Source organism: Pseudomonas asgharzadehiana (assembly GCF_019139815.1).
In the GTDB taxonomy this organism is placed as follows: Bacteria; Pseudomonadota; Gammaproteobacteria; order Pseudomonadales; family Pseudomonadaceae; genus Aquipseudomonas; species Aquipseudomonas asgharzadehiana.
This window is the reverse complement of the sequence record NZ_CP077079.1, coordinates 5,844,072-5,865,880: the sequence shown is the minus strand read 5'-3', so window position 1 is coordinate 5,865,880 and position 21,809 is coordinate 5,844,072. Positions and strand designations below refer to the sequence as shown.

Here is a 21,809-nt window from a genome sequence, read left to right as displayed (position 1 = left end):
TTACCGATGGTGAGTGTCGCCAGCCGGTCGCTGAAAGTGGCGGACCTGGATCTGGAAACCATTACGTAAGCCTATATAGAGGCTTTCCCCGGGAACGAGCCCCGCAGCGGTGGCCCAACGGGCCAGATCGTCCTGTTCAAATCCCAACCAGAGATCACCGCAGGCCTCCCTGGCCCAATTCTGGTTGTGGCTGCATAAATCCGTAACCAGCAGGCTACCGCCGGGGTGCAGCAACCCGGCCATTTGCTTGAGCGCGTCGGCAGGGGCGGCGAAATGGTGCAAGACCATGTTCAGCACCACGCAGTCGGCCTTGATCGTCGTGCTGTTGAGCGCGTCAGCCAACTGCAGGCTGACGTTGCCCAGTGCCTCGCGTTCGCACAGCTGGCGCGCCAGTTCGAGCATGGCCGGGCTGTTATCCAGCGCAGTGACCTGCTGGAAGCGGCGCGCCAGTTCCGGCAGGAAACCGCCATCCCCTGGGCCGACTTCCAAGGCAGTTGCCCCTTCACTGAAGCTCAGCTTGTCCAGCAGTGCCAGTACGCTGTCGCGGTATTGGGCAAGACCGGCAATCAGGTCTTGCTGGGCGCGAAATTTCTCGGCCACCCGTGCGAAAAAGTCTTGGCTCGCCGCTGCGCGCTGCCCATGGACCTGGCTGATGCGCGACTGTACGTCGCCGGGCAGGCTCAGGTTGTCGACTTCTTCAAGCAACGCGGCATGCAGCTTGCCGCCGAGCAAGTCGGTATGGGGCAGGGCGCGGCGGTAGAAAATTGCATTGCCCTCGCGGCGAGTGGCCACCAGGTCGGCCTGGGACAGCACCTTCAAATGGTGGCTCATGCCCGATTGGCCGATGGCGAAGATCTTCGCCAGTTCCAATACGCCGAAGGAGTCATTGGCCAGTGCGCGTAAAACGTTCAAGCGCAGCGGGTCTCCAGCGGCCTTGCACAGGGCTGCCAGTTCATCGCCGTCGTCTGGACGTAGTGAGGGCACGGGTAGGTTCATAAGGCCAGCAGTCTAGTGACGGGCGGGCATACCCGCAAGGTCAATATCAAAAAGTTTTGATATTGATCGATAAGTGGCGGTTATAAGCAGCCGCTATACCCTCTAGACGAACGGGTGTCCGGTTTCTGCAAGGGAATGCCGGGTAAACCGCAGGAAAAACACCCTCAAGTGACTATCTGTCATTGCCCGCAGGCGGTGGCTGAGGGAAAATGCCGGTCCTTTTTTCCGTTTCTTTATTCAAGCCCCCAGGAGATCAGCGATGCCCAGCCGTCGTGAGCGTGCCAACGCCATTCGTGCCCTCAGCATGGATGCCGTGCAAAAAGCCAACAGCGGCCATCCCGGTGCCCCGATGGGCATGGCGGATATCGCCGAGGTACTTTGGCGTGATTACCTGAAACACAACCCGAGCAATCCGTCGTTCGCCGACCGCGACCGCTTCGTGCTGTCCAACGGCCACGGTTCGATGCTGATCTACTCGCTGCTGCACCTGACCGGCTACGACGTCACCATCGACGACCTCAAGAGCTTCCGCCAGTTGCACAGCCGCACCCCGGGCCACCCGGAGTTCGGCTACACCCCAGGCGTCGAGACCACCACCGGTCCCCTGGGCCAAGGCCTGGCCAACGCGGTTGGCTTCGCGCTGGCGGAAAAAGTGCTGGGCGCGCAGTTCAACCGCCCTGGCCACGATATCGTCGACCACCACACCTACGTGTTCCTGGGTGATGGCTGCATGATGGAAGGCATCTCCCACGAAGTCGCCTCCCTGGCCGGTACCTTGGGCCTGGGCAAGCTGATCGCCTTCTACGATGACAACGGCATCTCCATTGATGGCGAAGTCGAAGGCTGGTTCACCGACGACACGCCAAAGCGTTTCGAAGCCTACAACTGGCAGGTGATCCGCAATGTCGACGGCCACGATCCGGAAGAGATCAAGACTGCCATCGACACCGCCCGCAAGAGCGCGCAGCCGACCCTGATCTGCTGCAAGACCACCATCGGTTTCGGTTCACCGAACAAGCAAGGCAAGGAAGACTGTCACGGCGCTCCACTGGGTGACGCGGAAATCGCCCTGACCCGCGAAGCGCTGAAGTGGAATCACGGCCCGTTCGAAATCCCGGCCGACATCTACGCCGAATGGGACGCCAAAGAAAAAGGCCTGGCCACCGAAGCCGAGTGGGACCAGCGTTTCGCGGCCTACTCCGCCGAATTCCCTGAGCTTGCCAACGAACTGGTCCGCCGCCTGGCAGGCGACCTGCCTGCCGACTTCTCGGAAAAAGCCTCGGCCTACATCGCCGAAGTCGCGGCCAAGGGCGAAACCATCGCCAGCCGTAAAGCCAGCCAGAACACCCTGAACGCTTTTGGCCCGCTGCTGCCTGAGTTCCTCGGCGGTTCGGCCGACCTGGCCGGTTCCAACCTGACCCTGTGGAAGGGCTGCAAAGGTGTCTCGGCCGAAGACGCCAGCGGCAATTACATGTACTACGGCGTGCGCGAGTTCGGCATGAGCGCCATCATGAACGGCGTGTCCCTGCACGGCGGCCTGGTGCCTTACGGCGCGACCTTCCTGATGTTCATGGAGTACGCACGTAACGCCGTACGCATGGCCGCGCTGATGAAGAAGCGTGTGATCCATGTGTACACCCACGACTCCATCGGCCTGGGCGAAGACGGCCCGACGCACCAGCCGGTCGAGCAACTGACCAGCCTGCGCACCACGCCGAACCTGGACTGCTGGCGCCCAGCCGACGCGGTGGAATCCGCCGTGGCCTGGAAGCACGCCATCGAGCGCAAGGACGGCCCGTCGGCGCTGATCTTCTCGCGTCAGAACCTGCAACATCAGGTGCGCACCGACGCGCAGATCGCTGACATCAGCCGCGGTGGCTACGTGCTCAAGGATTGCATCGGCGAGCCGGAGTTGATCCTGATCTCCACCGGTTCCGAAGTGGGCCTGACCGTTCAGGCTTACGACAAGCTGACCGCCCAGGGCCGCAACGTGCGTGTGGTGTCCATGCCGTGCACCAGCGTGTTCGAAGCCCAGGACGCCGACTACAAGCAATCGGTGCTGCCGTTGCAGGTCAGCGCGCGTATCGCCATCGAAGCGGCACATGCCGACTACTGGTACAAGTACGTGGGCCTGGAAGGCCGCGTCATCGGCATGACCACCTACGGTGAGTCGGCGCCGGCGCCAGCGTTGTTCGAAGAGTTCGGTTTCACCCTGGAAAACATCCTGGGCCAGGCTGAAGAACTGCTGGAAGACTAAGGCTGTAGATTGAGGTGGCTGTGCTGGCCTCTTCGCGAACAAGCCCGCTCCCACATTTGATCGGGTTCACACAGTTGCAATTGTGAACCCATTCAAGTGTGGGAGCGGGCTTGCTCGCGAAGGTGGTGGCACATTCACCCCTTCACCCAAGTTGATCGAGAACCCCATGCCCCAACCGCGTCCCTACAAAGTTGCACTCAACGGCTACGGCCGCATTGGTCGTTGCGTCTTGCGTGCTCTGTTCGAGCGAGGGGGCGCCGCCGGGTTTGAAATTGTTGCGATCAACGATTTGGCCGACATGGCCAGCATCGAATACCTGACACGCTTTGACTCCACCCACGGCCGCTTTCCCGGCGAAGTGCGGGTTGACGGCGATTGTCTGCATATCAACGGCAACTGCGTGAAAGTACTGCGCAGTGCCACCCCCGAGGGCATCGACTGGGCGGCGCTAGGCGTCGACCTGGTATTGGAATGCTCAGGTGCCTACAACACCCGTGCCGATGGCCAGCGTTTTCTCGACGCCGGAGCACCGCGTGTGTTGTTTTCCCAGCCGATGGCCAGCGAGGCGGATGTCGACGCCACCATCGTCTATGGCATTAACCAGGATTGCCTGACCGGCAGTGAGCTGCTGGTGTCCAACGCTTCCTGCACCACCAACTGCAGCGTGCCGCTGTTGCGCCTGCTGGATCAGTCGATTGGTATTGATTACGTGTCGATCACCACGATTCACTCGGCGATGAACGACCAGCCGGTGATCGACGCCTATCACCATGAAGACCTGCGCCGCACACGCTCGGCGTTCCAGTCGGTGATCCCGGTGTCCACCGGCCTGGCCCGTGGCATCGAACGTCTGCTGCCGGAACTTGCCGGGCGAATCCAGGCCAAAGCCGTACGGGTGCCGACGGTGAACGTCTCCTGCCTGGATATCACCTTGCAAACCGTCAGCGACACCGATGCCGTGGAGGTCAACCGGATCCTGCGCGACGCCGCTACCAGCGGCCCGCTCAAAGGCCTGCTGGCCTATACCGAGTTGCCCCACGCCAGTTGTGATTTCAACCATGACCCGCATTCGGCGATCGTCGATGCCAGCCAGACCCGTGTTTCCGGCCCGAGGCTGGTGAACATCCTGGCCTGGTTCGACAACGAATGGGGTTTTGCCAACCGAATGCTCGACGTTGCGGAACATTATCTGCATATCGCCTCTAAACAACCTCAACAGTAATTCAGGAACTGCGACCCATGACCGTGTTGAAGATGACCGACCTCGATCTGCAAGGTAAGCGCGTACTGATTCGCGAAGACCTCAACGTCCCAGTCAAGGACGGTGTAGTCACCAGCGATGCGCGAATCCTGGCCTCGCTGCCGACCATCAAGCTGGCCCTGGAAAAAGGCGCGGCCGTGATGGTCTGCTCCCACCTGGGTCGCCCGACCGAAGGTGAGTTCTCCGCCGAAAACAGCCTCAAGCCGGTGGCCGACTACCTCAGCCGTGCCCTGGGCCGCGACGTGCCGCTGGTGGCTGATTACCTGGGCGGCGTGGACGTGAAGGCCGGCGATATCGTGCTGTTCGAAAACGTGCGCTTCAACAAAGGCGAGAAAAAGAACAGCGACGAACTGGCCCAGCAATACGCGGCCCTGTGCGACGTATTCGTGATGGACGCTTTCGGTACCGCTCACCGTGCCGAAGGCTCGACCCACGGCGTGGCCAAGTTCGCCAAGGTTGCGGCAGCCGGCCCACTGCTGGCCGCTGAACTGGACGCACTGGGCAAAGCCCTGGGCGCACCGGCGCAACCGATGGCCGCCATCGTGGCCGGCTCCAAGGTGTCGACCAAGCTGGACGTGCTTAACAGCCTGAGCCAGATCTGCAACCAACTGATCGTCGGCGGCGGCATTGCCAATACGTTCCTGGCCGCAGCCGGTCACCCGGTGGGCAAGTCGCTGTACGAACCGGACCTGCTCGACACCGCCCGCGCCATCGCCGCCAAGGTCAGCGTGCCATTGCCGGTCGATGTGGTTGTTGCCAAGGAATTCGCTGAAAGCGCCGCCGCCACCGTCAAGCTGATCGCTGACGTAGCCGACGACGACATGATCCTGGACATCGGCCCGCAAACCGCGGCCAACTTCGCTGAACTGCTGAAAGCCTCCCAGACCATCCTGTGGAACGGCCCGGTCGGCGTATTCGAGTTCGACCAGTTCGGCAACGGCACCAAAGTGCTGGCCAAGGCGATTGCCGAAAGCTCGGCCTTCTCCATCGCCGGCGGTGGTGACACCCTGGCGGCCATCGACAAATATGGCGTGGCTGACCAGATCTCCTACATTTCTACCGGTGGCGGCGCGTTTCTAGAATTCGTCGAAGGCAAGGTCCTGCCTGCGGTGCAAATGCTGGAAACCCGAGCCAAAGGTTAAGGCACGTGATCAGGAAAAGGAGCATTCCCATGATCAAGTCGTTGGCACTGGTGATTGCAGCGGGCGTGTTGGCCGGCTGTGGCAGCACGCCAAGCGCGGCGCAGGAGGCGAGCAAGCCTGCGCCCGCACAGGATAAAAACTGCTATCAGGCTGACTGGCAAGCCGAGACCATGCCGGTGATCAACAAGCGCATCGGCAACGAACGGCTGGAGAAATACGACTCTGCGCCCAACGGTCAGGAACAGGGTTGCCCTTGACGGGTCTGATCAACTAACCGACAGCAGTGGCGGCCTTTGGGCCGTCGTTCGAGGATTGGCAATGAAAGGCGTTTTCGCCCTGGCGGCACTGGCCCTACTGGCTGGTTGCAGCAGCATGAACATGTTCAATAAGGCAGAACCTGCCGATAAGTGGACCACCTGGACCTGCGACAGCAAGGCCGAGGTCAACTGGCGTTTTGCCAACCAGGCCCGTTCCGAGGTGGATGTACGCCTCGGCGGTTCCGACCAGGTTTACCGTCTTAAACAGGACGTTGCCGCCTCGGGCGTGCTGTACAGCAACGACCAGTTGGCGTTTCACACAAAAGGTGAGGAAGGCCTGGTTTACTGGGTTGCCACCGACGATTTGATCGGGCGTGGCTGCAAGGCCCAATAAGATTTCAAATTTGATGAAATCCAAATGTGGGAGGGGCTTGCCCCTTCCTACATTAAATCCGGTTCCAAAGTGGCATAGGTGGTGGGCCGGACACTGCAATAACGATTCAGCGGGCCAGGCATGCAAAACCTGACCGGCAATAACTTGAATAGCAGCCGCCGCTACGGCAGGCTTGCACGATTAACGACCCTCGACCGGGAGAGACAACACAATGGCACTTATCAGCATGCGTCAAATGCTGGACCACGCAGCCGAGTTCGGCTACGGCGTCCCAGCCTTTAACGTCAACAACCTTGAGCAGATGCGCGCCATCATGGAAGCCGCTGACAAGACCGACTCCCCAGTGATCGTCCAGGCTTCGGCCGGTGCGCGCAAATACGCCGGTGCCCCGTTCCTGCGTCACCTGATCCTCGCCGCGATTGAAGAATTCCCGCACATCCCGGTGTGCATGCACCAAGACCACGGCACCAGCCCTGACGTGTGCCAGCGCTCCATCCAACTGGGCTTCAGCTCGGTCATGATGGACGGCTCCCTCGGCGAAGACGGCAAGACCCCCACCGACTACGAATACAACGTACGCGTGACCCAACAAACCGTAGCCATGGCTCACGCCTGCGGCGTTTCGGTTGAAGGCGAGCTGGGTTGCCTGGGCTCCCTGGAAACCGGCATGGCCGGCGAAGAAGACGGCATCGGCGCCGAAGGTGTGCTGGATCACAGCCAAATGCTGACCGACCCGGAAGAAGCTGCGGACTTCGTCAAGAAAACCCAGGTCGACGCCCTGGCCATCGCCATCGGCACCAGCCACGGCGCCTACAAGTTCACCAAGCCGCCCACCGGCGACGTACTGGCCATCGACCGCATCAAGGAAATCCACAAACGCATCCCCAACACCCACCTGGTGATGCACGGCTCTTCATCGGTACCGCAAGAGTGGCTGGCGATCATCAACCAGTACGGCGGCGACATCAAAGAAACCTACGGCGTACCGGTTGAAGAAATCGTCGAAGGCATCAAGCATGGCGTGCGTAAGGTCAACATCGACACCGACCTGCGTTTGGCCTCCACCGGTGCCATGCGTCGCCTGATGGCCACCAACCCGAGCGAATTCGACCCACGTAAATTCTTCGGTGCTACCGTGACCGCGATGCGTGATGTGTGTATCGCACGCTATGAAGCGTTTGGTACTGCCGGCAATGCCTCGAAGATCAAGCCGATCTCGCTGGAAGCGATGTACCAGCGTTATTTGAAAGGTGAGTTGAACGCTAAGGTGAACTGAGCCTCAGGTGTTTAAAAAGAAGCCCGCAGCGATGCGGGCTTCTTTTTGTGGCCGGATTTTGATCAGCTTGGCGGTGAAGTATCGAACCCTCGCTGTTCAACCACCCGAAACACATCACTCACATCCTGCACCAGAATGCGCGCGGTATTGGCCACGTTATTCAAGTCGCACTCTGCAAAGTCCGGCAGGCTGGAGCAGGCCATCAGGTTGAGGTGTTCGAGGGCGGCGTTGAGGCGTTCGCGCAGGCAGGCGTGGAGGTCGAGCAATGGGGCGTCGCTGTCGATGAGGAGCACTGGGTAATCGGTGGCGGTTTCGGTGCAGGGCGTGAAGCGGCGGGGTGGGAGTTGTTGAACCATGGCAAATATTCCTCGTATCTAAAAGGACTACCGCCGTTCGCTGCGAAACGAATGGGTGGTAGCTGTGTGCGGGTTCGCAGACCGAGGATACGAGGAACCCGGCAGACCCGAAGGTCTCCCACACACAGCCACCATAAAACAGACGTCGGGCGCAGATGCACTCGTCATTGTATTCATGATGCTTGGTTACACACGTATCGTTAGGGCTGCGAAACCCTATCGCCATTCAATGCCGGCGACGGGGCGAACTATAAGCGTCGACTTGGCATGCCGCAACGGTCGTGTAGGACGAGCGCAGCGTCTTCAGGCAAAGTAGATCAACTGTGGGAACCGCGCTTGTCCGCGATGGCTCCCACAGGGGTTGAATGGTGTGTTTAAGATGTCGGCGATTATTTGCGAATCGTCCTTGGGACTACCGGGACAATTCACGCAAGATCAATACCCAACCGCACAAACGTCACCTGTTTTAATCGCCAAAAACTATAGTCCACTGTTAGTTCTCACAGTTGTTTATGGCGATAGGCGCGCGATGCTAAGGCGGTAAAGCATCACTGACGGGAGCGATAGTGCATGAGCACTCGCAAACCGGTCGCTCCAATGTGGCCACCACCGGGTCGGTTTCCCCCGCCACGCGAGCCCGAGCTAATGCCGATAACGCCCAAAGCCTCAGCGCCGGTTCCTCGCGCGCCTGCAAAGCCACGCTCAAAGGGATAGGCGCTGGGTTCTCTGGTTGCATTGAGTTCCGTTTACAGGGGACGGCGTTTATTCGTGATCAATATCCAACTTTTCAAATACCACCTTCGCGCCTTCCTTGCTGTCCCCACTGTTGTCCTGCACATACGCGCCCGCCTTGAAGTACAGCGGTTTGTCGCCCCACGCCGCGCCGATGCGCTCGTTCCATTCGCTGTCGGCGGCGTACACGCTGAGCAGCCCGGCTTTGTTGAGGTTGATTACATAGGTGAAGCTTTTCTCCAGTGGCACATTGGAGGCGACGATGATCACGCGACTGGTGTCTTCATCCGGGCGCATGCGCACTTTGGCGACGATATTGCCGGTCTGAGTCTTTTCCTTGAACTGGTATTCGAGCTTGATCAGTGGCCTTTGGCTGTCGTAGGCGTGGATCTGCCCGATGACGATCTTGCCGCTGGAGGGCACTTGGTTGACCGCCAGGGTGGCGCGCAGGAAGTTGTCGGCTTCGGGGTAGGTCCAGTTGCGCAGACGCCCGTCAGCGTAGGTTTCGCGCAGTTCGCTGCGCGGGTAGATGGCGTTTTCGGTGCGGGTGCCGGTGACGGGGGTCCAGAATTGCACGTTGCTGCCTTCGGCCTGGAAGTACTGGTCGTTGAAGCCGCTGAGCAGTTTCGGTGTTTCGATAGTCGCGGGGGGCGAGCCGACCGGAATGCTCAGGTTCCAAGTGGAGAGGTCGATCATGGTGTTGGCCTTATACAGGGGGTGAAGGCTTTGGCCCGAGGGCCTTACAGGTTCTTTATAGGCGGTGGTCAACCAGTTGTTAAACATTTACTGGCAATTTATTGGCGCCAAGGGAATGCCAAAAAGCCATGTTTCCCATGAATCGTGGCTTGTAGAGGGTGACCGTTAGTCGGCTGACTGAACTTTGGCGCAATGATGGCATCCACGTCACTTCTGATTTTCAGGATCCAGGGCTAGAGTGAGGCCTTGATGTTTGTCCGGGTTTTCTGTCAGAAGTGACCGGAGTAGACCTAAGGAAGAGTCCCAGCATGGAATGCGCTCCACATCACGGCGATGGCAGTTCGGTTCTTCTGGTGGTCGATGACTACCCGGAAAACCTGATCAGCATGCGCGCACTCTTGCAATGTGATGACTGGCAGGTGGTCACCGCAGCGTCCGGCGTGGAAGCCCTAGAGTTGTTGTTGTCCCACGAAGTCGACCTGGTATTGCTGGATGTGATGATGCCCGGCATGGACGGCTTCGAAGTCGCCCGCTTGATGCGCGGCAGCCAGCGAACGCGCATGACGCCGATCATCTTTTTGAGTGCCAACGCCCAGTCACCCGCGGCGGTGCTGGAAGGCTATGCCAGCGGCGCCATTGATTACCTGTTCAAGCCCTTCGACCCGCATATCCTCAAGCCCAAGGTCCAGGCTTTGCTGGAGCATCAGCGTAATCGCCGGGCGTTGCAGCGCCTGAGCCATGACCTGGAATCCGCCCGCGCCTTCAATGCCTCGGTATTGGACAACGCCGCCGAAGGCATCCTGGTCGTCAGTGAGGAGGGCGTGATTGCGTACGCCAACCCGGCGATTTCGCGCCTGCTCAATGCCACGATCCACGAGTTGCAAGGCCAGGAGTTCCTGAGCTTCCTGCAAAAGCCACACGTGCCGGTCTGGTCGGACTCGCAAATGCACGCCGGTTACCGCAAGGGCGAAACCTGGCGCCTGCATGATGCGATCCTGCGTACCGGGCGCGGTCAGCAAGTGTCGGTGGCCTTGTCCTGCGCGCCGTTACCCGCGGAGCAGAAGGCCATGGTGGTGACGGTGTTGGACATGTCTGAAGTGCGCCATTTGCACCAGCAGTTGGAGTTCCAGGCCGTGACCGACCCGCTGACCGGGTTGCTGAACCGGCGTGGTTTCTACCAGGCGGTAGAAAATACCCTGTTGCGCGTCGAGCGGGCCGAGCAGTCCCTGGTGTTGTTGTACCTGGACCTGGATGGCTTCAAGCGGGTCAACGACTCCCTGGGCCATGATGCCGGCGACCGTGTACTGCGTTGGGTTTCCGAGCAACTGCAGGGGTGTCTGCGTTCCTACGACATTATTGGCCGCATGGGGGGGGATGAATTTACCGCGTTGCTGGAGTTGGAGTTCCCGGAGCAGGCCGCGAAAATTTCGGAAAAGTTGATCGAACGGGTGTCCGTGTGCCATCAGGTCGACGGTTTGGATGTGATGCTCGGCGTGAGCATTGGCATCGCAACCTACCCCGATTGCGGCGCGGATTTGAACGGCCTGTTGCGTGCCGCCGACATCGCCATGTACGAAGCCAAGCGTGCGGGGCGTCAGCAATATCGCTATTACGATCAGGAAATGAACGGCCGCGCCCGCTCCCGCCTGATGCTTGAAGACAGCGTGCGCACGGCCATTCAAAACAAGGATTTCGTCCTGGTCTACCAGCCCCAGGTTTCCCTGGCGGACGGGCGTTTGCGCGGGGTTGAGGCGCTGTTGCGGTGGCAGCACCCCAGTGTCGGCGATGTGCCGCCGGGGTTGTTCTTGCCGTTGCTGGAAGAAGCGCGGCTGATCAGCCAATTAAGCGCATGGATCTACCAACAGGCCGCTGCCCAGCGTCAGGCGTGGCAAGCCACCTTCGACGATGACCTGGTGTTGAGCGTGAGCCTGAGCAGCAACCAGTTCAATATGCCCAACCTGGTGACGCAACTGCAGCAGGTGCTGGAGCGACATGGGTTACAGGGGCGTCAGTTGGAGGTGCAAATCAGCGAAGACAGCTTGATGAGCAACCTGGAAGCATCTGCCAAGCAGCTCAAGTTGCTGCGCCAAATCGGCGTGCGCATCGCCCTGGATGACTTCGGTTCGGGCAGCTGTTCCCTGGCCCACCTGCGCGACCTGGCGTTCGACACCCTCAAGCTCGACCCGCAATTGGTCGCGCGCCTGCCCGGCTCGGCCCGCGACGCGGCGATGGCGCGCAGCATTATCGAGCTGTGCGCGCATTTTGAGGTGCTGGTGGTGGCCGAGGGCGTGGAAACCCAGGAGCAAGCCAACTGGCTCAAGGCCCAGGGTTGCCCGTTTGTCCAGGGGGCATGGGCGGCGCCACCGCTGATGGCCTCGGAAGTAGCCGACTGGGCGCGCGCCCGCCTGCGTTGAATTCGCTACACTGACGGCCATTCGAACCTTGTTGCAGACCTCAATGACCGCGCTGAAATACCTCCAGGCCTACCCGCCCGCTCTTCAGGAACAAGTGCGCCAACTGATCGCCAAGGACCAGTTGGGTGCCTATCTGGACCAGCGTTACCCCGAACGCCATGCCGTACAGAGCGATAAGGCCCTGTACGCCTACGCCTTGGCCTTGAAGCAGGAGCACCTGCGCAACGCCCCCGCCATCGACAAAGTGCTGTTCGATAACCGCCTGGACCTGACCCACCGCGCCCTCGGCCTGCACACCACGATTTCGCGGGTGCAGGGCGGCAACCTGAAGGCCAAGAAAGAGATCCGCATTGCCGCGCTGTTCAAAGAGGCGGCACCGCAATTCCTGCGCATGATCGTGGTACATGAGCTGGCGCACTTCAAGGAATCGGACCACAACAAGGCGTTCTACAAACTCTGCGACTACATGATGCCAGGCTACCACCAGGTGGAATTCGACCTGCGCGTGTACCTCACGTATCGCGACCTGCAGGGCAAACCCTGACCGCACAAGGCGACCCACCATGGAAGTGAGCAAGACCAAAAGCAGTTTCTATCGCCGTCTGTACGTGGCGTACCTGATCGACAGTGGGCTGGCCAGCAGCGTCCCGGCGTTGACCGACGTCACCGGCATGCCCCGACGCACGGCGCAGGACACGATTGCGGCGTTGGCCGATCTGGATATCGTGTGTGAATTCGAGCAGGAGGAAGGTGCCCGCAACCATGCCGGGCAGTATCGGATTCGTGATTGGGGGGCGATTGATCGGCGTTGGATCGAGGGTAATCTGGCGGCCATCAAACAGGTTTTGGGTTATCCCTGACGTTTTGCGCTGAACCGGCTGGCGCCATCGGGAGCAAGCCCCCTTCCACATGTGAGGGGGGAGATGTGGCCCCTCAAGCGCGCCGCATACCGATATGAGGGATGTCATCCTCAAGGTATTCCTCACCCGCCACCACAAACCCGTACTTCCCGTAATACCCCTGCAAATGCGCCTGGGCTGACAGAAAAATCGGCGTTTCGGGCCAGATCTCTTTGATCTGACGCAGAGTTTCTTCCATCATCTGGTGCCCCAAACCAGTACCGCGTGCCGCTGGCGCAACGATCACCCGGCCGACCACTACGTCACCGCCCTGGGATTCCGGGTCCAGCAGGCGCAGGTAGGCCACCAACTCATCATTTTTCCAGGCCATCAAGTGGTGGGTATCGCCAGCCAGGTCCTGCCCGTCGATGTCCTGATAAACGCACTTCTGCTCGACAACGAAGACTTCGCTGCGCAAACGCAGGATGGCATACAGCTGCTCCTTGCCCAGGTCGCTGTGATGTTTGCAAACCCAATCGACTGTCATGGTGTGGTCTCACGTAAATGTCTGTGCTGGATAGTAAGCGCGGTGGGCGGCGGTGTCTAAATCAACTATTTTTGTGAATGAAATCAATTTGCCATCATTGAGTGCGTTCACCGGCCGTTTCTTTGTGTAATCTGAGCTAATGTTAGAGCCTCAGGCATTGCCTGAACCAAGGCCATTGCCTGCCCGCCAAGGACTTTGAGCATGCTGCGACTCTCTCGTGCCGTTGCGTTGATTGGAGTGTTGTTGCTGGCGGCGCCTGCGTTTGCAGAGCGTCTGCGCCTGCGTTTGGTTGCAGATGCCTGGCCCCCCTTTACCGATGCCACGTTGATCAACGGCGGGCTGGCGACCGATATCGTCAGCACCGCCCTGGCCCGTGCGGGTTATGCCAGTGAGTTTGAACAGGTGCCGTGGGCTCGGGCGCTGATGGGCGTGGGCGACGGGCGCTATGACGTGCTGATCAACGCCTGGTACGACGATGCCCGCACGCACCTGGGAGAGTTCTCCGGCGAGTACCTGGTCAACCGCGTGCGGTTTATCAAGCGTCGCGACGACCCCATCGAGTATCAGAACCTTGAACAATTGCACGACTACCCCGTCGCCGTGGTGCGGGGGTATGCGTATTCAGCAGCGTTCGATGGGGATACGCAGTTACAGAAAGTCCCGGTGCATAACTTCGCCATGGCCGTGCGCATGCTGGCGGCGCAGCGGGTGCGGCTGACGGTGGAGGATGAATATGTCGCGCGCTATTACTTGTCCCGCGAATCGCCCAAAGTGCGCAATGCGGTGGAGTTCCTGCCCAAGCCGCTGAGTGAAAACAGTCTGCATATCCTGGTAAGCCTCAAGCACCCCGAGCACGCGCAGATCGTGGCCGGGTTTGATCGGGAGATTGCCAGGATGAAGGCCGATGGCAGCTATGCACGGTTGATGAGTGCACATGGGATGTAGCGGCCTAAGCCGCGCTGGTGTCCTTGATCAAATGCGCCGCCAACGTACGCAGCGGCCCCAACTGCCGGCAGATCAACGCCAACTGCGTCTGCACCAGTCGCTGCCCTTCATCTATCTCATCCGGCATCTGCTCCAGGTCCGCGGCCAGGGCTTCCTCGGCATCGCTCTGGATCGCAATGGGTTGCTTGTTGGCCAGCCCCGTGGCGATCTCATCGATGCTCGCCGCGAGGGTCTTGCCCGCGCCGTCGATCAGGTGTTCGTGCACCTCGGCCGGCAGTTGCGTGTCGCGGTGCGCGCCGAGCCCTGACAAGTAGCTGAGCAAGGTATGGGACAGCACCAGGAAACGGAAACCCACGTCCGCTTCCTTACGGAAATGCCCCGGCTCCATCAACATATTGGCCAGGGTGGTCGACAGTGCCGCGTCGGCGTTGTGCGCGTTGCGCCGGGCCAGGCGATAAGCCAGGTCGTCGCTCTTGCCGGCGGCATATTGCTGCATGATCTGGCGCAGGTAGATGCTGTTGCAGGTCAGGGTGTTGGCCAGCACTTTGTTCAGGCGGCGGCCCTGCCAGTCCGGCAGGAACAGGAACACCGCCAGGCCGGCGATCAGGCTGCCGAGCAACGTGTCGAGCAACCGTGGCAAAAACAGCCCGTAGCCATCGCCCACCTGATTGAAGCAGAACAGCACCATCAAGGTAATGGCCGCGGTCGCGAGGGTGTAGCGCGTGGTGCGGTTGATAAAGAACACCAGGCCTGCGGCGATGGCGAACATCGATTGCACCAGCGGGCTGGGGAACAGGTCGAACAGCGCCCAGGCCACGGTGAGGCCGATGGCGGTACCGATGATCCGCTGGCCAAGCTTGCGCCGGGTCGCACCGTAGTTCGGCTGGCACACAAACAGGGTGGTCAGGATGATCCAGTAACCCTGGGACGCGTGAATGACATGCAAGGTGCCGTAGCCGATGCTCAGCGCCAGGGACAGGCGCAGGGCATGGCGAAACAGCAGCGACGTCGGCGTGAGCTGCGTGCGCAGGCGCGTCCACATTTCCTTGAGGTTGCGCGGGGCGCGGTCCAGCAGGTTGCTATCGGTGGCGTCGGCCAGGGCGTCGGGGTTGCTGGCGTCGCCGAGCAGGCGGTCGAGCGTCGACAGGTTGGCCGCCAGCGCCCGCAGCGAGCGCAGCAGGCCGCGCCAGGCCGGGTTGCTCTGGATGCGCAGGTGTTCCAGCGAGGCGTTCAGGTCACTGAGGGCCTCGGCGAAGCTGTCGTCATAGATGAACGGCTGGCGCAACTGGATCGACTCGGCCAGGGCCTGGCAGGCCTTGCCTTGCTGACGCAACAGGCGCTGGCAGCGGAACAGCACATCGCTGTGGAAGAACGCTTCGGCCAGGGCGTTGTAAGGGTAATGGGATGAGCTGGCGCGTTCGTGGATGTCCTGGGCCAGGAAGTACAGTTTGAGGTAGCGACTGACCTTCGAGCCCGGTCGACCATTGCCCACGCGGTGCAGGATGATTTCCTTCGCGGCATTCAGCGCAGCCACGACTCGGCCGTTTTGCTGGGCCAGTTCCAGGCGCCGTGCTTCCACATCCAGTTGGCGGATCGGTTCGAACAACGACGATTTGAGCTTGAGGTAACGCCCCAACTCGCGGAACAACCGCGCCAGGCTCTGCTGCACCGGCTGGTTGGAAAACAGCGCCTGCCACAGCACCGACAACGCGCCGTACCAGGCGGCACCCGCCACCAACAGCAGTGGCTCGTGCCAGAAATCATTCACGGCACCACCGCGCTGGTCCACACCGATCATGGTGTACACCGACAGAATCAGCGTGGCCGATGCAATCGCCCCATAACGTTCGCCCAAGGCGCCGAGCATGGTCAGGCCGAACGTCGCCAGGGCCAGGGAAATGGCGAAAATCCACGGGTAGGGGAACAGCAACTCCACCGACAGCGCGGCGATGCTGAAACACACCAGCGTCACCGCCAGGGCATTGAGGCGGCCTTGCCAGCTGTCGTCGGTCTCGGCCAGGGCGCTGGCGATAATCCCCAGGAACAGTGGGATCAGCAGGGTCATTTCATCCTGGTACCAGCACAGCGCCATACTGCCGGTAAGGGCGATGAATACCCGAATGCTGTAACTGAATTTATCCAGCGCCCACAGGCGCCGCATGGACTGCTTGAACGAGGTCGATGACATGAAGTCTGGAGTCTTCCGGAGCGATGCCGCTAAATTGAGCTATCAAGGACGCCACGGCAAGGGTGGCGATCACATCCCCGCGCAAATATTTCCCAGGCACGCCGCAAATCAAAATGTGGGAGGGGGCAAGCCCCCTCCCACATGTTTTACCGTGCTGTGTCAGACGTATTGCGCGGCCGCGTAGCCCGAAGCCCACGCCCACTGGAAATTGAACCCGCCCAGGTGACCGGTCACGTCCAGCACCTCGCCGATAAAATACAGCCCCGGGCTTTTCAGCGACTCCATGGTCTTGGACGACACTTCCCGCGTATCCACCCCACCCAGCGTCACCTCGGCGGTGCGATAGCCTTCGGTACCCGCCGGCACCAGCTGCCAGCTCCCCAGTTTTTGCGCGATGTCGGCAATTTCGGCGTGGGTGTATTGCTTCATCGGCTTGGACACGAACCAGGTTTGCGCCAGCAGGTTGGCCATCTTCTTGGTGAAGATTTCACCCAGCAAGGTTTTCAGCTCGCTGTCCGGGCGCTCGGCTTGTTGCTGTTGCAGCCAGGTGTGGGCGTCGTGGTCGGGCAGCAGGTTAATCTCTACGGTGTCGCCGGGTTCCCAGTAGGACGAAATCTGCAGGATCGCCGGCCCGCTCAGGCCACGGTGGGTGAACAGGATGTTTTCGCGAAAGCTCTCGTTGTTGCAACTGACCAGGCAGTCCACGGAGGTGCCCGACAGCTCTGCGCACAACTCCTTGAGCTGATCGGTGATGGTGAACGGCACCAGCCCCGCGCGGGTGGGCAGCAGTTCATGGCTGAATTGCCTGGCCACCTGGTAACCGAAACCGGTCGCGCCCAGGGTTGGGATCGACAAACCGCCGGTGGCGATCACCAGGGATTCACACCGCAGCTCGCCCAAGGTGGTCTGCAATTGGTAGCCGCTGTCGAGCCTGGCAATTTCCTCGATGGAGGTGTCCAGGTGCAGGCTGACGCCGGTCTGGATGCACTCATCGAGCAACATGCCGAGGATGTCGCTGGACTTGTTATCGCAGAACAGCTGGCCGAGCTTTTTCTCGTGGTACGGCACGCCGTGCTTGGCCACCAGCCCGATAAAGTCCCACTGGGTGTAGCGGGCCAGCGCGGATTTGCAGAAGTGCGCGTTGTGCGAGAGAAAGTTGGCCGGCTCGGTGTACAGGTTGGTGAAATTGCAGCGGCCACCGCCGGACATCAGGATCTTTTTGCCGGCCTTGTTGGCGTGGTCGATCAGCATCACCTTGCGTCCACGCCCGGCGGCGGTCAGCGCGCACATCAAGCCTGCGGCGCCGGCGCCAATGATCACAACTTCGGTCGAGCGCACAGCAATGTCCTCATACAAATTCTGATGTGAAATACAGTCAAATGTGGGAGGGGGCTTGCTCCCGATTGCGATGTATCAGTAACAGATGTACTGACTGACACACTGCTATCGGGGGCAAGCCCCCTCCCACATTGGATCTCCGATAAATTTGGAGGTCCGTGTTACAGAATGCGAACGCGCAACGAACGGCCCTTGATCTTGCCGTCATTCAGCCGCTGCAACGCCTGTTTGGCGATGCCACGCTCCACAGCCACGAAGGCCTGGAAATCAAAGATCGCGATCTTGCCCACCTGGGCGCCCGGGATGCCGGCTTCGCCAGTCAACGCGCCAAGAATGTCACCTGGGCGAACCTTGTCTTTACGCCCGGCGGCGATACACAAGGTGCTCATCTGCGGCAGCAACGGGCCACCGCCTTGCGGCTTGAGGTTGTCCAACTGGTCCCAGTTCAGCGGCGATTTCTGCAACTGCTCGATGGCCTGGGCGCGGTGGGCTTCGGACGGCGCGACCAGGCTGATGGCGATGCCGGTCTCACCGGCGCGGCCGGTGCGGCCCACGCGGTGGATGTGGATTTCCGAGTCGCGGGCCAGTTCGACGTTGATCACCATGTCCAGCGCATCAATGTCCAGGCCGCGAGCGGCAACGTCGGTGGCAACCAGTACCGAGGTGCTGCGGTTTGCGAACATCGCCAGCACCTGGTCACGGTCGCGCTGCTCCAGGTCGCCATGCAGGCCGACGGCGGAAATGCCCTTGGCCGTCAGGTGATCCACGGTTTCCTGCACTTGCTGCTTGGTAAAGCAGAACGCCACGCAGGAGGCTGGACGGAAGTGCGCGAGGACCTTGCTCACCGCGTCCATGCGCTCTTGCGGCGAGATCTCGTAGAAACGCTGCTCGATCTGGTCGTCGGAGTGGAACGCTTCGGCTTTCACTTGCTGAGGCGCACGCATGAACTTGGAGGCCAGTTGCTTGATGCTCACCGGGTAAGTGGCCGAGAACAGCAGGGTCTGGCGGCGCGGTGGGGTCTTGCTGATGATGTCTTCGATGGCGTCGTAGAAGCCCATGTCGAGCATGCGGTCGGCTTCGTCGAGGATCAGGGTGTTCAAGCCGTCGAGTACCAGCGAGCCCTTGCGCAGGTGTTGCTGGATGCGGCCCGGGGTGCCGACGATGACGTGGGCACCGTGTTCCAGGGACGCGATCTGCGGGCCGAGGGACACGCCCCCGCACAGGGTCAGCACCTTGATGTTGTCTTCGGCGCGGGCCAGGCGGCGGATTTCCTTGGCAACCTGGTCGGCCAGCTCACGCGTCGGGCACATCACCAGCGCCTGGCAGCCGAAGTAACGCGGGTTGATCGGGTTCAACAGGCCGATACCAAATGCAGCGGTCTTGCCGCTGCCGGTCTTGGCCTGGGCAATCAGGTCCAGCCCTTTGAGGATCACCGGCAAGCTTTGCGCCTGGATCTGCGTCATCTCGACATAACCCAGCGAGTCGAGGTTAGCCAGCATGGCGGCGGACAAGGGCAAAGTATTAAAAGCGGTGGCGATGGTAGTCACGGGGCTGGCTCTGCAAAACAAAATGTCGCGCAGTGTACCAGCCCTGTGGGAATTTCCCTGCAAGTTCTAGACGAGACGCCGGTCAATGCTCGATATGCTGCTCTGGGCTGGCCGCGCGTTTGCCGTCTGTTGGCGACAGTTGCAGGAAGATCCCCGCGGCCAGCATCGCCATGATGCCCACGGTGAGGAAGGTCAACTGGAACGCGCCGAGCACCGTGCTCACGCCGTCGTTGCCGGTTTCTGCGGTAAAACCGCCGAGCAACGCGCCGGCGCATGCCACGCCGAGGCTCAGGGACAGTTGCGCCACGACCGACAGCAAACTGTTGCCGCTGCTGGCCTGGGCGTCGTCGAGGTCGATCAGGGTGACGGTATTCATCGCGGTAAATTGCAGCGAGTTGATGGCCCCCAAAACCGCCAGCATGCCCAGCAGCAACGGGTAGGGCGTGTGCTCCGTAACCAGCCCCATGCTGGCCAACATGATCCCCAACGCCAGGGTGTTGCCGGTGAGCACCACGCGGTAACCCAGGCGCTCGATCAGCGGGCGGGCGATGGACTTGGCAAACATCGCCGCCGCCGCCAGAGGCAACATGCTCATGCCGGCCTGCGACGGCGAATAACCCAGCGCCACTTGCAACAGCAGCGGCACCAGGAACGGCAGCGCACCACTGCCCAACCGTGCGAACAGGTTGCCCAGGATGCCCACCGCGAAAGTGCGCGTCTTGAACAGCACCGGCGAGAACAGCGCATTGTCGATATGCCCGGCGCGCAGCCAATACGCCGCCAGGCACGCCAGCCCGCCGAACAGCAGTAACATCACCCGCAGGTGCGGCAGGTGCAGTTCGCCCAGGCCTTCCATGGCGATGGTGATCAGCACCATCGCCGCGCCAAACAGCAAAAAGCCCGCGCCGTCGAAGCGTGTGCGCTCGCTGCCGCGCAAGTCGGGGATGAATTTCCACACGGCGTAGCAGCCGATCATGCCCACCGGCAGGTTGATCAGGAAGATCCAGTGCCAGGTCAGGTATTGCACCATCCAGCCGCCCATGGTCGGGCCGAGCAGGGGGCCGAGCAGGCCGGGGATGGTAATGAAGCCCATGATTCGCACCAGTTCGGAGCGGGGGTAGGCGCGTAACACCACCAGCCGCCCGACCGGCAGCATCAACGCACCGCCCAGACCCTGCACCACCCGTGCACCCACCAACATGGTCAGGCTGCTGGACAAGGCGCACAGCAAGGAGCCGATGCTGAACAGCATGATCGCGCCAAAGAAGATTTTCTTGGTGCCGAAGCGGTCGGCGATCCAGCCCGATGCCGGGATCAGCAACGCGACGGTGAGCATGTAGGCGATCACCACGCCTTGCATGCGCAGCGGGTTTTCCGCCAGGTCTCGGGCCATGGCCGGCAGCGCCGTGTTCAGAATCGTCCCGTCCAGCGACTGCATGAAGAAGGCGATCGCTACCACCCAGGGGAGCCAGCGGGCGGTCTTGGCATCGAGAGGGGCGCGATTCGGCATGGGATCCCTTTTGTTAGCAGGCTATGTGTCGGCGATTATGCGCCATCCGCCTCTGCTTTTCCCACTGGCGGTTCGTCTAAGTCCGACAACGCCGCGTGCTCGCCCACCAAAAAATTCAACAGCGCACGATGCACCGCCAACGCGGCTTCGCGGGACTCCAGATCAAGCAAGTGGCCAGTGTGCTCGGCGACGGCGAAGCTGCTGCGCCCCACGTACTGCTTGAACAACCGGGCATCGGCGGCCGGCGTGTATTGATCCAGCGCGCCATTGAGGAAATGCACCGGCGTTTCAATCTGCCTGAGTGCTGGCAAGTAGTTGCCATCCCCCAACGCCAGCACCTGATGGATATGAAAGCGCGCCTGGCGGTACTCGGTGGTGGCCATGTTCGCCAGGTGACGATGGTTGTTGCGCTTGAGACGCGGCGACAGGTATTGGCCCACCGTCTCGTTGAGCAAGTGGCCGACGGCGGATTTGTCATCGGCCTCGATCAGCACGCGCACGCGCTCCACATAGTCGAGCATCGCCGGGTTGAGGTTGGGCGCCAGGGCCATCACCACCGAGCTTTCGATGGAGGGCGGGTTATGCGCCAGGGTCAGCAGCGTCGAGATGCCGCCCCACGAGGCCGACACCAGGTGGTTGACCTCAAAACGCTCGACCAGGGCGCGCAGCATCTGCACTTCGTCGTCCTTGGTTACCAGGTCCAGGTCGGTGTTGTACTCACGCGAATAGCCGGAGAACGGCAGATCAAACAGCAGCACATTGAAATGCTCCGCCAGGCATTTGCTGGTGCGGGCGAAGGAGCGCGTGGTCGACAGTGCGCCGTTGACCATCAGCACGGTCTTCTTGTGCGGGTCGTTGCCGAGTTGTTCGACGTGGACGTTGTAGTGTTTGAACAACTTTTGTATGACCAAACTTCCATGGTTCATCGCAGCACTCCCTGTGGTGTGGCGGTATGCCATTAACCCTTATAACGAGGTTTTTTGCAGGCGACAACAGGCCGCCCATGCACGCGGGGGGGGAAGAGAATTGACTGAAGGAAGGGCCGAAACCGAGCTGTCTGAAATTAACGCAATACGGTGTGGGAGGGAGAGCAAGCCCCCTCCCACAGGGATTT

19 protein-coding genes are annotated in these 21,809 nt (G+C 60.9%); 10 read left to right on the top strand and 9 right to left on the bottom strand.

Annotated features, from left to right (window positions below; translation table 11 throughout):
- Positions 1–996, bottom strand: coding sequence for an ArsR/SmtB family transcription factor (locus KSS96_RS26675; RefSeq protein ID WP_017531020.1), 996 nt, complete (start codon positions 994–996; stop codon positions 1–3).
- Between the two features lie 259 nt (positions 997–1,255).
- Between KSS96_RS26675 and tkt the strand changes: the two genes are divergently transcribed.
- From tkt to fba, 6 genes are all read left to right on the top strand, one after another.
- Positions 1,256–3,253, top strand: a complete 1,998-nt coding sequence (tkt, locus tag KSS96_RS26670; protein ID WP_017531021.1) for a transketolase — start codon at positions 1,256–1,258, stop codon at positions 3,251–3,253.
- 166 nt (positions 3,254–3,419) lie between these two features.
- Positions 3,420–4,475 carry an erythrose-4-phosphate dehydrogenase gene (epd, locus tag KSS96_RS26665; RefSeq protein ID WP_017531022.1) on the top strand — a complete coding sequence of 352 codons (1,056 nt, stop codon included), beginning with the start codon at positions 3,420–3,422 and terminating at the stop codon, positions 4,473–4,475.
- A 17-nt stretch (positions 4,476–4,492) separates the two neighbouring features.
- Positions 4,493–5,656: a phosphoglycerate kinase gene (locus KSS96_RS26660; RefSeq protein ID WP_017531023.1), complete on the top strand. Its 1,164-nt coding sequence runs from the start codon at positions 4,493–4,495 to the stop codon at positions 5,654–5,656.
- Positions 5,657–5,685: 29 nt separating this feature from the next.
- Positions 5,686–5,913, top strand: a complete 228-nt coding sequence (locus tag KSS96_RS26655; RefSeq protein WP_065879338.1) for a hypothetical protein — start codon at positions 5,686–5,688, stop codon at positions 5,911–5,913.
- Between the two features lie 61 nt (positions 5,914–5,974).
- Positions 5,975–6,307: an MliC family protein gene (locus KSS96_RS26650; protein WP_017531025.1), complete on the top strand. Its 333-nt coding sequence runs from the start codon at positions 5,975–5,977 to the stop codon at positions 6,305–6,307.
- Positions 6,308–6,518: 211 nt separating this feature from the next.
- Positions 6,519–7,583 carry a class II fructose-bisphosphate aldolase gene (gene fba / locus KSS96_RS26645; RefSeq protein ID WP_003234513.1) on the top strand — a complete coding sequence of 355 codons (1,065 nt, stop codon included), beginning with the start codon at positions 6,519–6,521 and terminating at the stop codon, positions 7,581–7,583.
- Between the two features lie 62 nt (positions 7,584–7,645).
- On the opposite strand, the gene KSS96_RS26640 is transcribed toward fba, so the two are convergent.
- Positions 7,646–7,939: a fructose-bisphosphate aldolase gene (locus KSS96_RS26640; RefSeq protein WP_065879340.1), complete on the bottom strand. Its 294-nt coding sequence runs from the start codon at positions 7,937–7,939 to the stop codon at positions 7,646–7,648.
- 762 nt (positions 7,940–8,701) lie between these two features.
- Positions 8,702–9,367: a polysaccharide lyase family 7 protein gene (locus KSS96_RS26630; RefSeq protein WP_065879395.1), complete on the bottom strand. Its 666-nt coding sequence runs from the start codon at positions 9,365–9,367 to the stop codon at positions 8,702–8,704.
- 308 nt (positions 9,368–9,675) lie between these two features.
- On the opposite strand from KSS96_RS26630, the gene KSS96_RS26625 reads away from it, so the two are divergent.
- Genes KSS96_RS26625 through KSS96_RS26615 form a run of 3 tightly spaced genes read left to right on the top strand, consistent with a single transcriptional unit; the run spans position 9,676 to position 12,641 of the window.
- Positions 9,676–11,781: a putative bifunctional diguanylate cyclase/phosphodiesterase gene (locus tag KSS96_RS26625; RefSeq protein ID WP_065879341.1), complete on the top strand. Its 2,106-nt coding sequence runs from the start codon at positions 9,676–9,678 to the stop codon at positions 11,779–11,781.
- Positions 11,782–11,824: 43 nt separating this feature from the next.
- A complete protein-coding gene (locus KSS96_RS26620) occupies positions 11,825–12,325 on the top strand; it encodes a M48 metallopeptidase family protein (RefSeq protein ID WP_017531032.1) in 501 nt (166 codons plus the stop codon).
- Between the two features lie 19 nt (positions 12,326–12,344).
- Positions 12,345–12,641 (top strand): winged helix-turn-helix domain-containing protein, encoded by a 297-nt coding sequence (locus KSS96_RS26615; protein WP_065879342.1) that lies wholly within the window; start codon positions 12,345–12,347, stop codon positions 12,639–12,641.
- A 73-nt stretch (positions 12,642–12,714) separates the two neighbouring features.
- Here KSS96_RS26615 and KSS96_RS26610 read toward each other — a convergent pair whose 3' ends face one another.
- The gene (locus tag KSS96_RS26610) at positions 12,715–13,167 is read right to left on the bottom strand and encodes a GNAT family N-acetyltransferase (protein ID WP_017531034.1); all 453 of its coding nucleotides are present in this window, start codon (positions 13,165–13,167) and stop codon (positions 12,715–12,717) included.
- Between the two features lie 201 nt (positions 13,168–13,368).
- Here KSS96_RS26610 and KSS96_RS26605 point away from each other — a divergent pair, with 201 nt between their 5' ends.
- Entirely contained in the window at positions 13,369–14,112 is a 744-nt protein-coding gene (locus KSS96_RS26605) for a substrate-binding periplasmic protein (protein ID WP_017531035.1), read from the top strand.
- Between the two features lie 4 nt (positions 14,113–14,116).
- Here the strand turns inward: KSS96_RS26605 and yccS are convergent, their stop codons facing one another.
- The 5 genes from yccS to KSS96_RS26580 form a co-directional block, all read right to left on the bottom strand.
- A complete protein-coding gene (gene yccS, locus KSS96_RS26600; RefSeq protein WP_017531036.1) occupies positions 14,117–16,300 on the bottom strand; it encodes a YccS family putative transporter in 2,184 nt (727 codons plus the stop codon).
- 159 nt (positions 16,301–16,459) lie between these two features.
- Positions 16,460–17,638 (bottom strand): BaiN/RdsA family NAD(P)/FAD-dependent oxidoreductase, encoded by a 1,179-nt coding sequence (locus tag KSS96_RS26595; protein WP_217855502.1) that lies wholly within the window; start codon positions 17,636–17,638, stop codon positions 16,460–16,462.
- A 161-nt stretch (positions 17,639–17,799) separates the two neighbouring features.
- Positions 17,800–19,137 carry an ATP-dependent RNA helicase DbpA gene (gene dbpA, locus KSS96_RS26590; RefSeq protein ID WP_263978346.1) on the bottom strand — a complete coding sequence of 446 codons (1,338 nt, stop codon included), beginning with the start codon at positions 19,135–19,137 and terminating at the stop codon, positions 17,800–17,802.
- A 130-nt stretch (positions 19,138–19,267) separates the two neighbouring features.
- Positions 19,268–20,695, bottom strand: a complete 1,428-nt coding sequence (mdtD, locus tag KSS96_RS26585) for a multidrug transporter subunit MdtD (RefSeq protein ID WP_017531039.1) — start codon at positions 20,693–20,695, stop codon at positions 19,268–19,270.
- A 35-nt stretch (positions 20,696–20,730) separates the two neighbouring features.
- Entirely contained in the window at positions 20,731–21,621 is an 891-nt protein-coding gene (locus tag KSS96_RS26580) for an alpha/beta fold hydrolase (protein WP_017531040.1), read from the bottom strand.
- Positions 21,622–21,809 lie beyond the last annotated feature (188 nt).

Coding starts and splice junctions, on each gene's coding strand:
- KSS96_RS26675 (WP_017531020.1), bottom strand. CDS start 996: ATGAACCTACCCGTGCCCTCACTACGTCCAGACGACGGCGATGAACTG.
- tkt (WP_017531021.1), top strand. CDS start 1,256: ATGCCCAGCCGTCGTGAGCGTGCCAACGCCATTCGTGCCCTCAGCATG.
- epd (WP_017531022.1), top strand. CDS start 3,420: ATGCCCCAACCGCGTCCCTACAAAGTTGCACTCAACGGCTACGGCCGC.
- KSS96_RS26660 (WP_017531023.1), top strand. CDS start 4,493: ATGACCGTGTTGAAGATGACCGACCTCGATCTGCAAGGTAAGCGCGTA.
- KSS96_RS26655 (WP_065879338.1), top strand. CDS start 5,686: ATGATCAAGTCGTTGGCACTGGTGATTGCAGCGGGCGTGTTGGCCGGC.
- KSS96_RS26650 (WP_017531025.1), top strand. CDS start 5,975: ATGAAAGGCGTTTTCGCCCTGGCGGCACTGGCCCTACTGGCTGGTTGC.
- fba (WP_003234513.1), top strand. CDS start 6,519: ATGGCACTTATCAGCATGCGTCAAATGCTGGACCACGCAGCCGAGTTC.
- KSS96_RS26640 (WP_065879340.1), bottom strand. CDS start 7,939: ATGGTTCAACAACTCCCACCCCGCCGCTTCACGCCCTGCACCGAAACC.
- KSS96_RS26630 (WP_065879395.1), bottom strand. CDS start 9,367: ATGATCGACCTCTCCACTTGGAACCTGAGCATTCCGGTCGGCTCGCCC.
- KSS96_RS26625 (WP_065879341.1), top strand. CDS start 9,676: ATGGAATGCGCTCCACATCACGGCGATGGCAGTTCGGTTCTTCTGGTG.
- KSS96_RS26620 (WP_017531032.1), top strand. CDS start 11,825: ATGACCGCGCTGAAATACCTCCAGGCCTACCCGCCCGCTCTTCAGGAA.
- KSS96_RS26615 (WP_065879342.1), top strand. CDS start 12,345: ATGGAAGTGAGCAAGACCAAAAGCAGTTTCTATCGCCGTCTGTACGTG.
- KSS96_RS26610 (WP_017531034.1), bottom strand. CDS start 13,167: ATGACAGTCGATTGGGTTTGCAAACATCACAGCGACCTGGGCAAGGAG.
- KSS96_RS26605 (WP_017531035.1), top strand. CDS start 13,369: ATGCTGCGACTCTCTCGTGCCGTTGCGTTGATTGGAGTGTTGTTGCTG.
- yccS (WP_017531036.1), bottom strand. CDS start 16,300: ATGTCATCGACCTCGTTCAAGCAGTCCATGCGGCGCCTGTGGGCGCTG.
- dbpA (WP_263978346.1), bottom strand. CDS start 19,137: ATGCTGGCTAACCTCGACTCGCTGGGTTATGTCGAGATGACGCAGATC.
- mdtD (WP_017531039.1), bottom strand. CDS start 20,695: ATGCCGAATCGCGCCCCTCTCGATGCCAAGACCGCCCGCTGGCTCCCC.
- KSS96_RS26580 (WP_017531040.1), bottom strand. CDS start 21,621: ATGAACCATGGAAGTTTGGTCATACAAAAGTTGTTCAAACACTACAAC.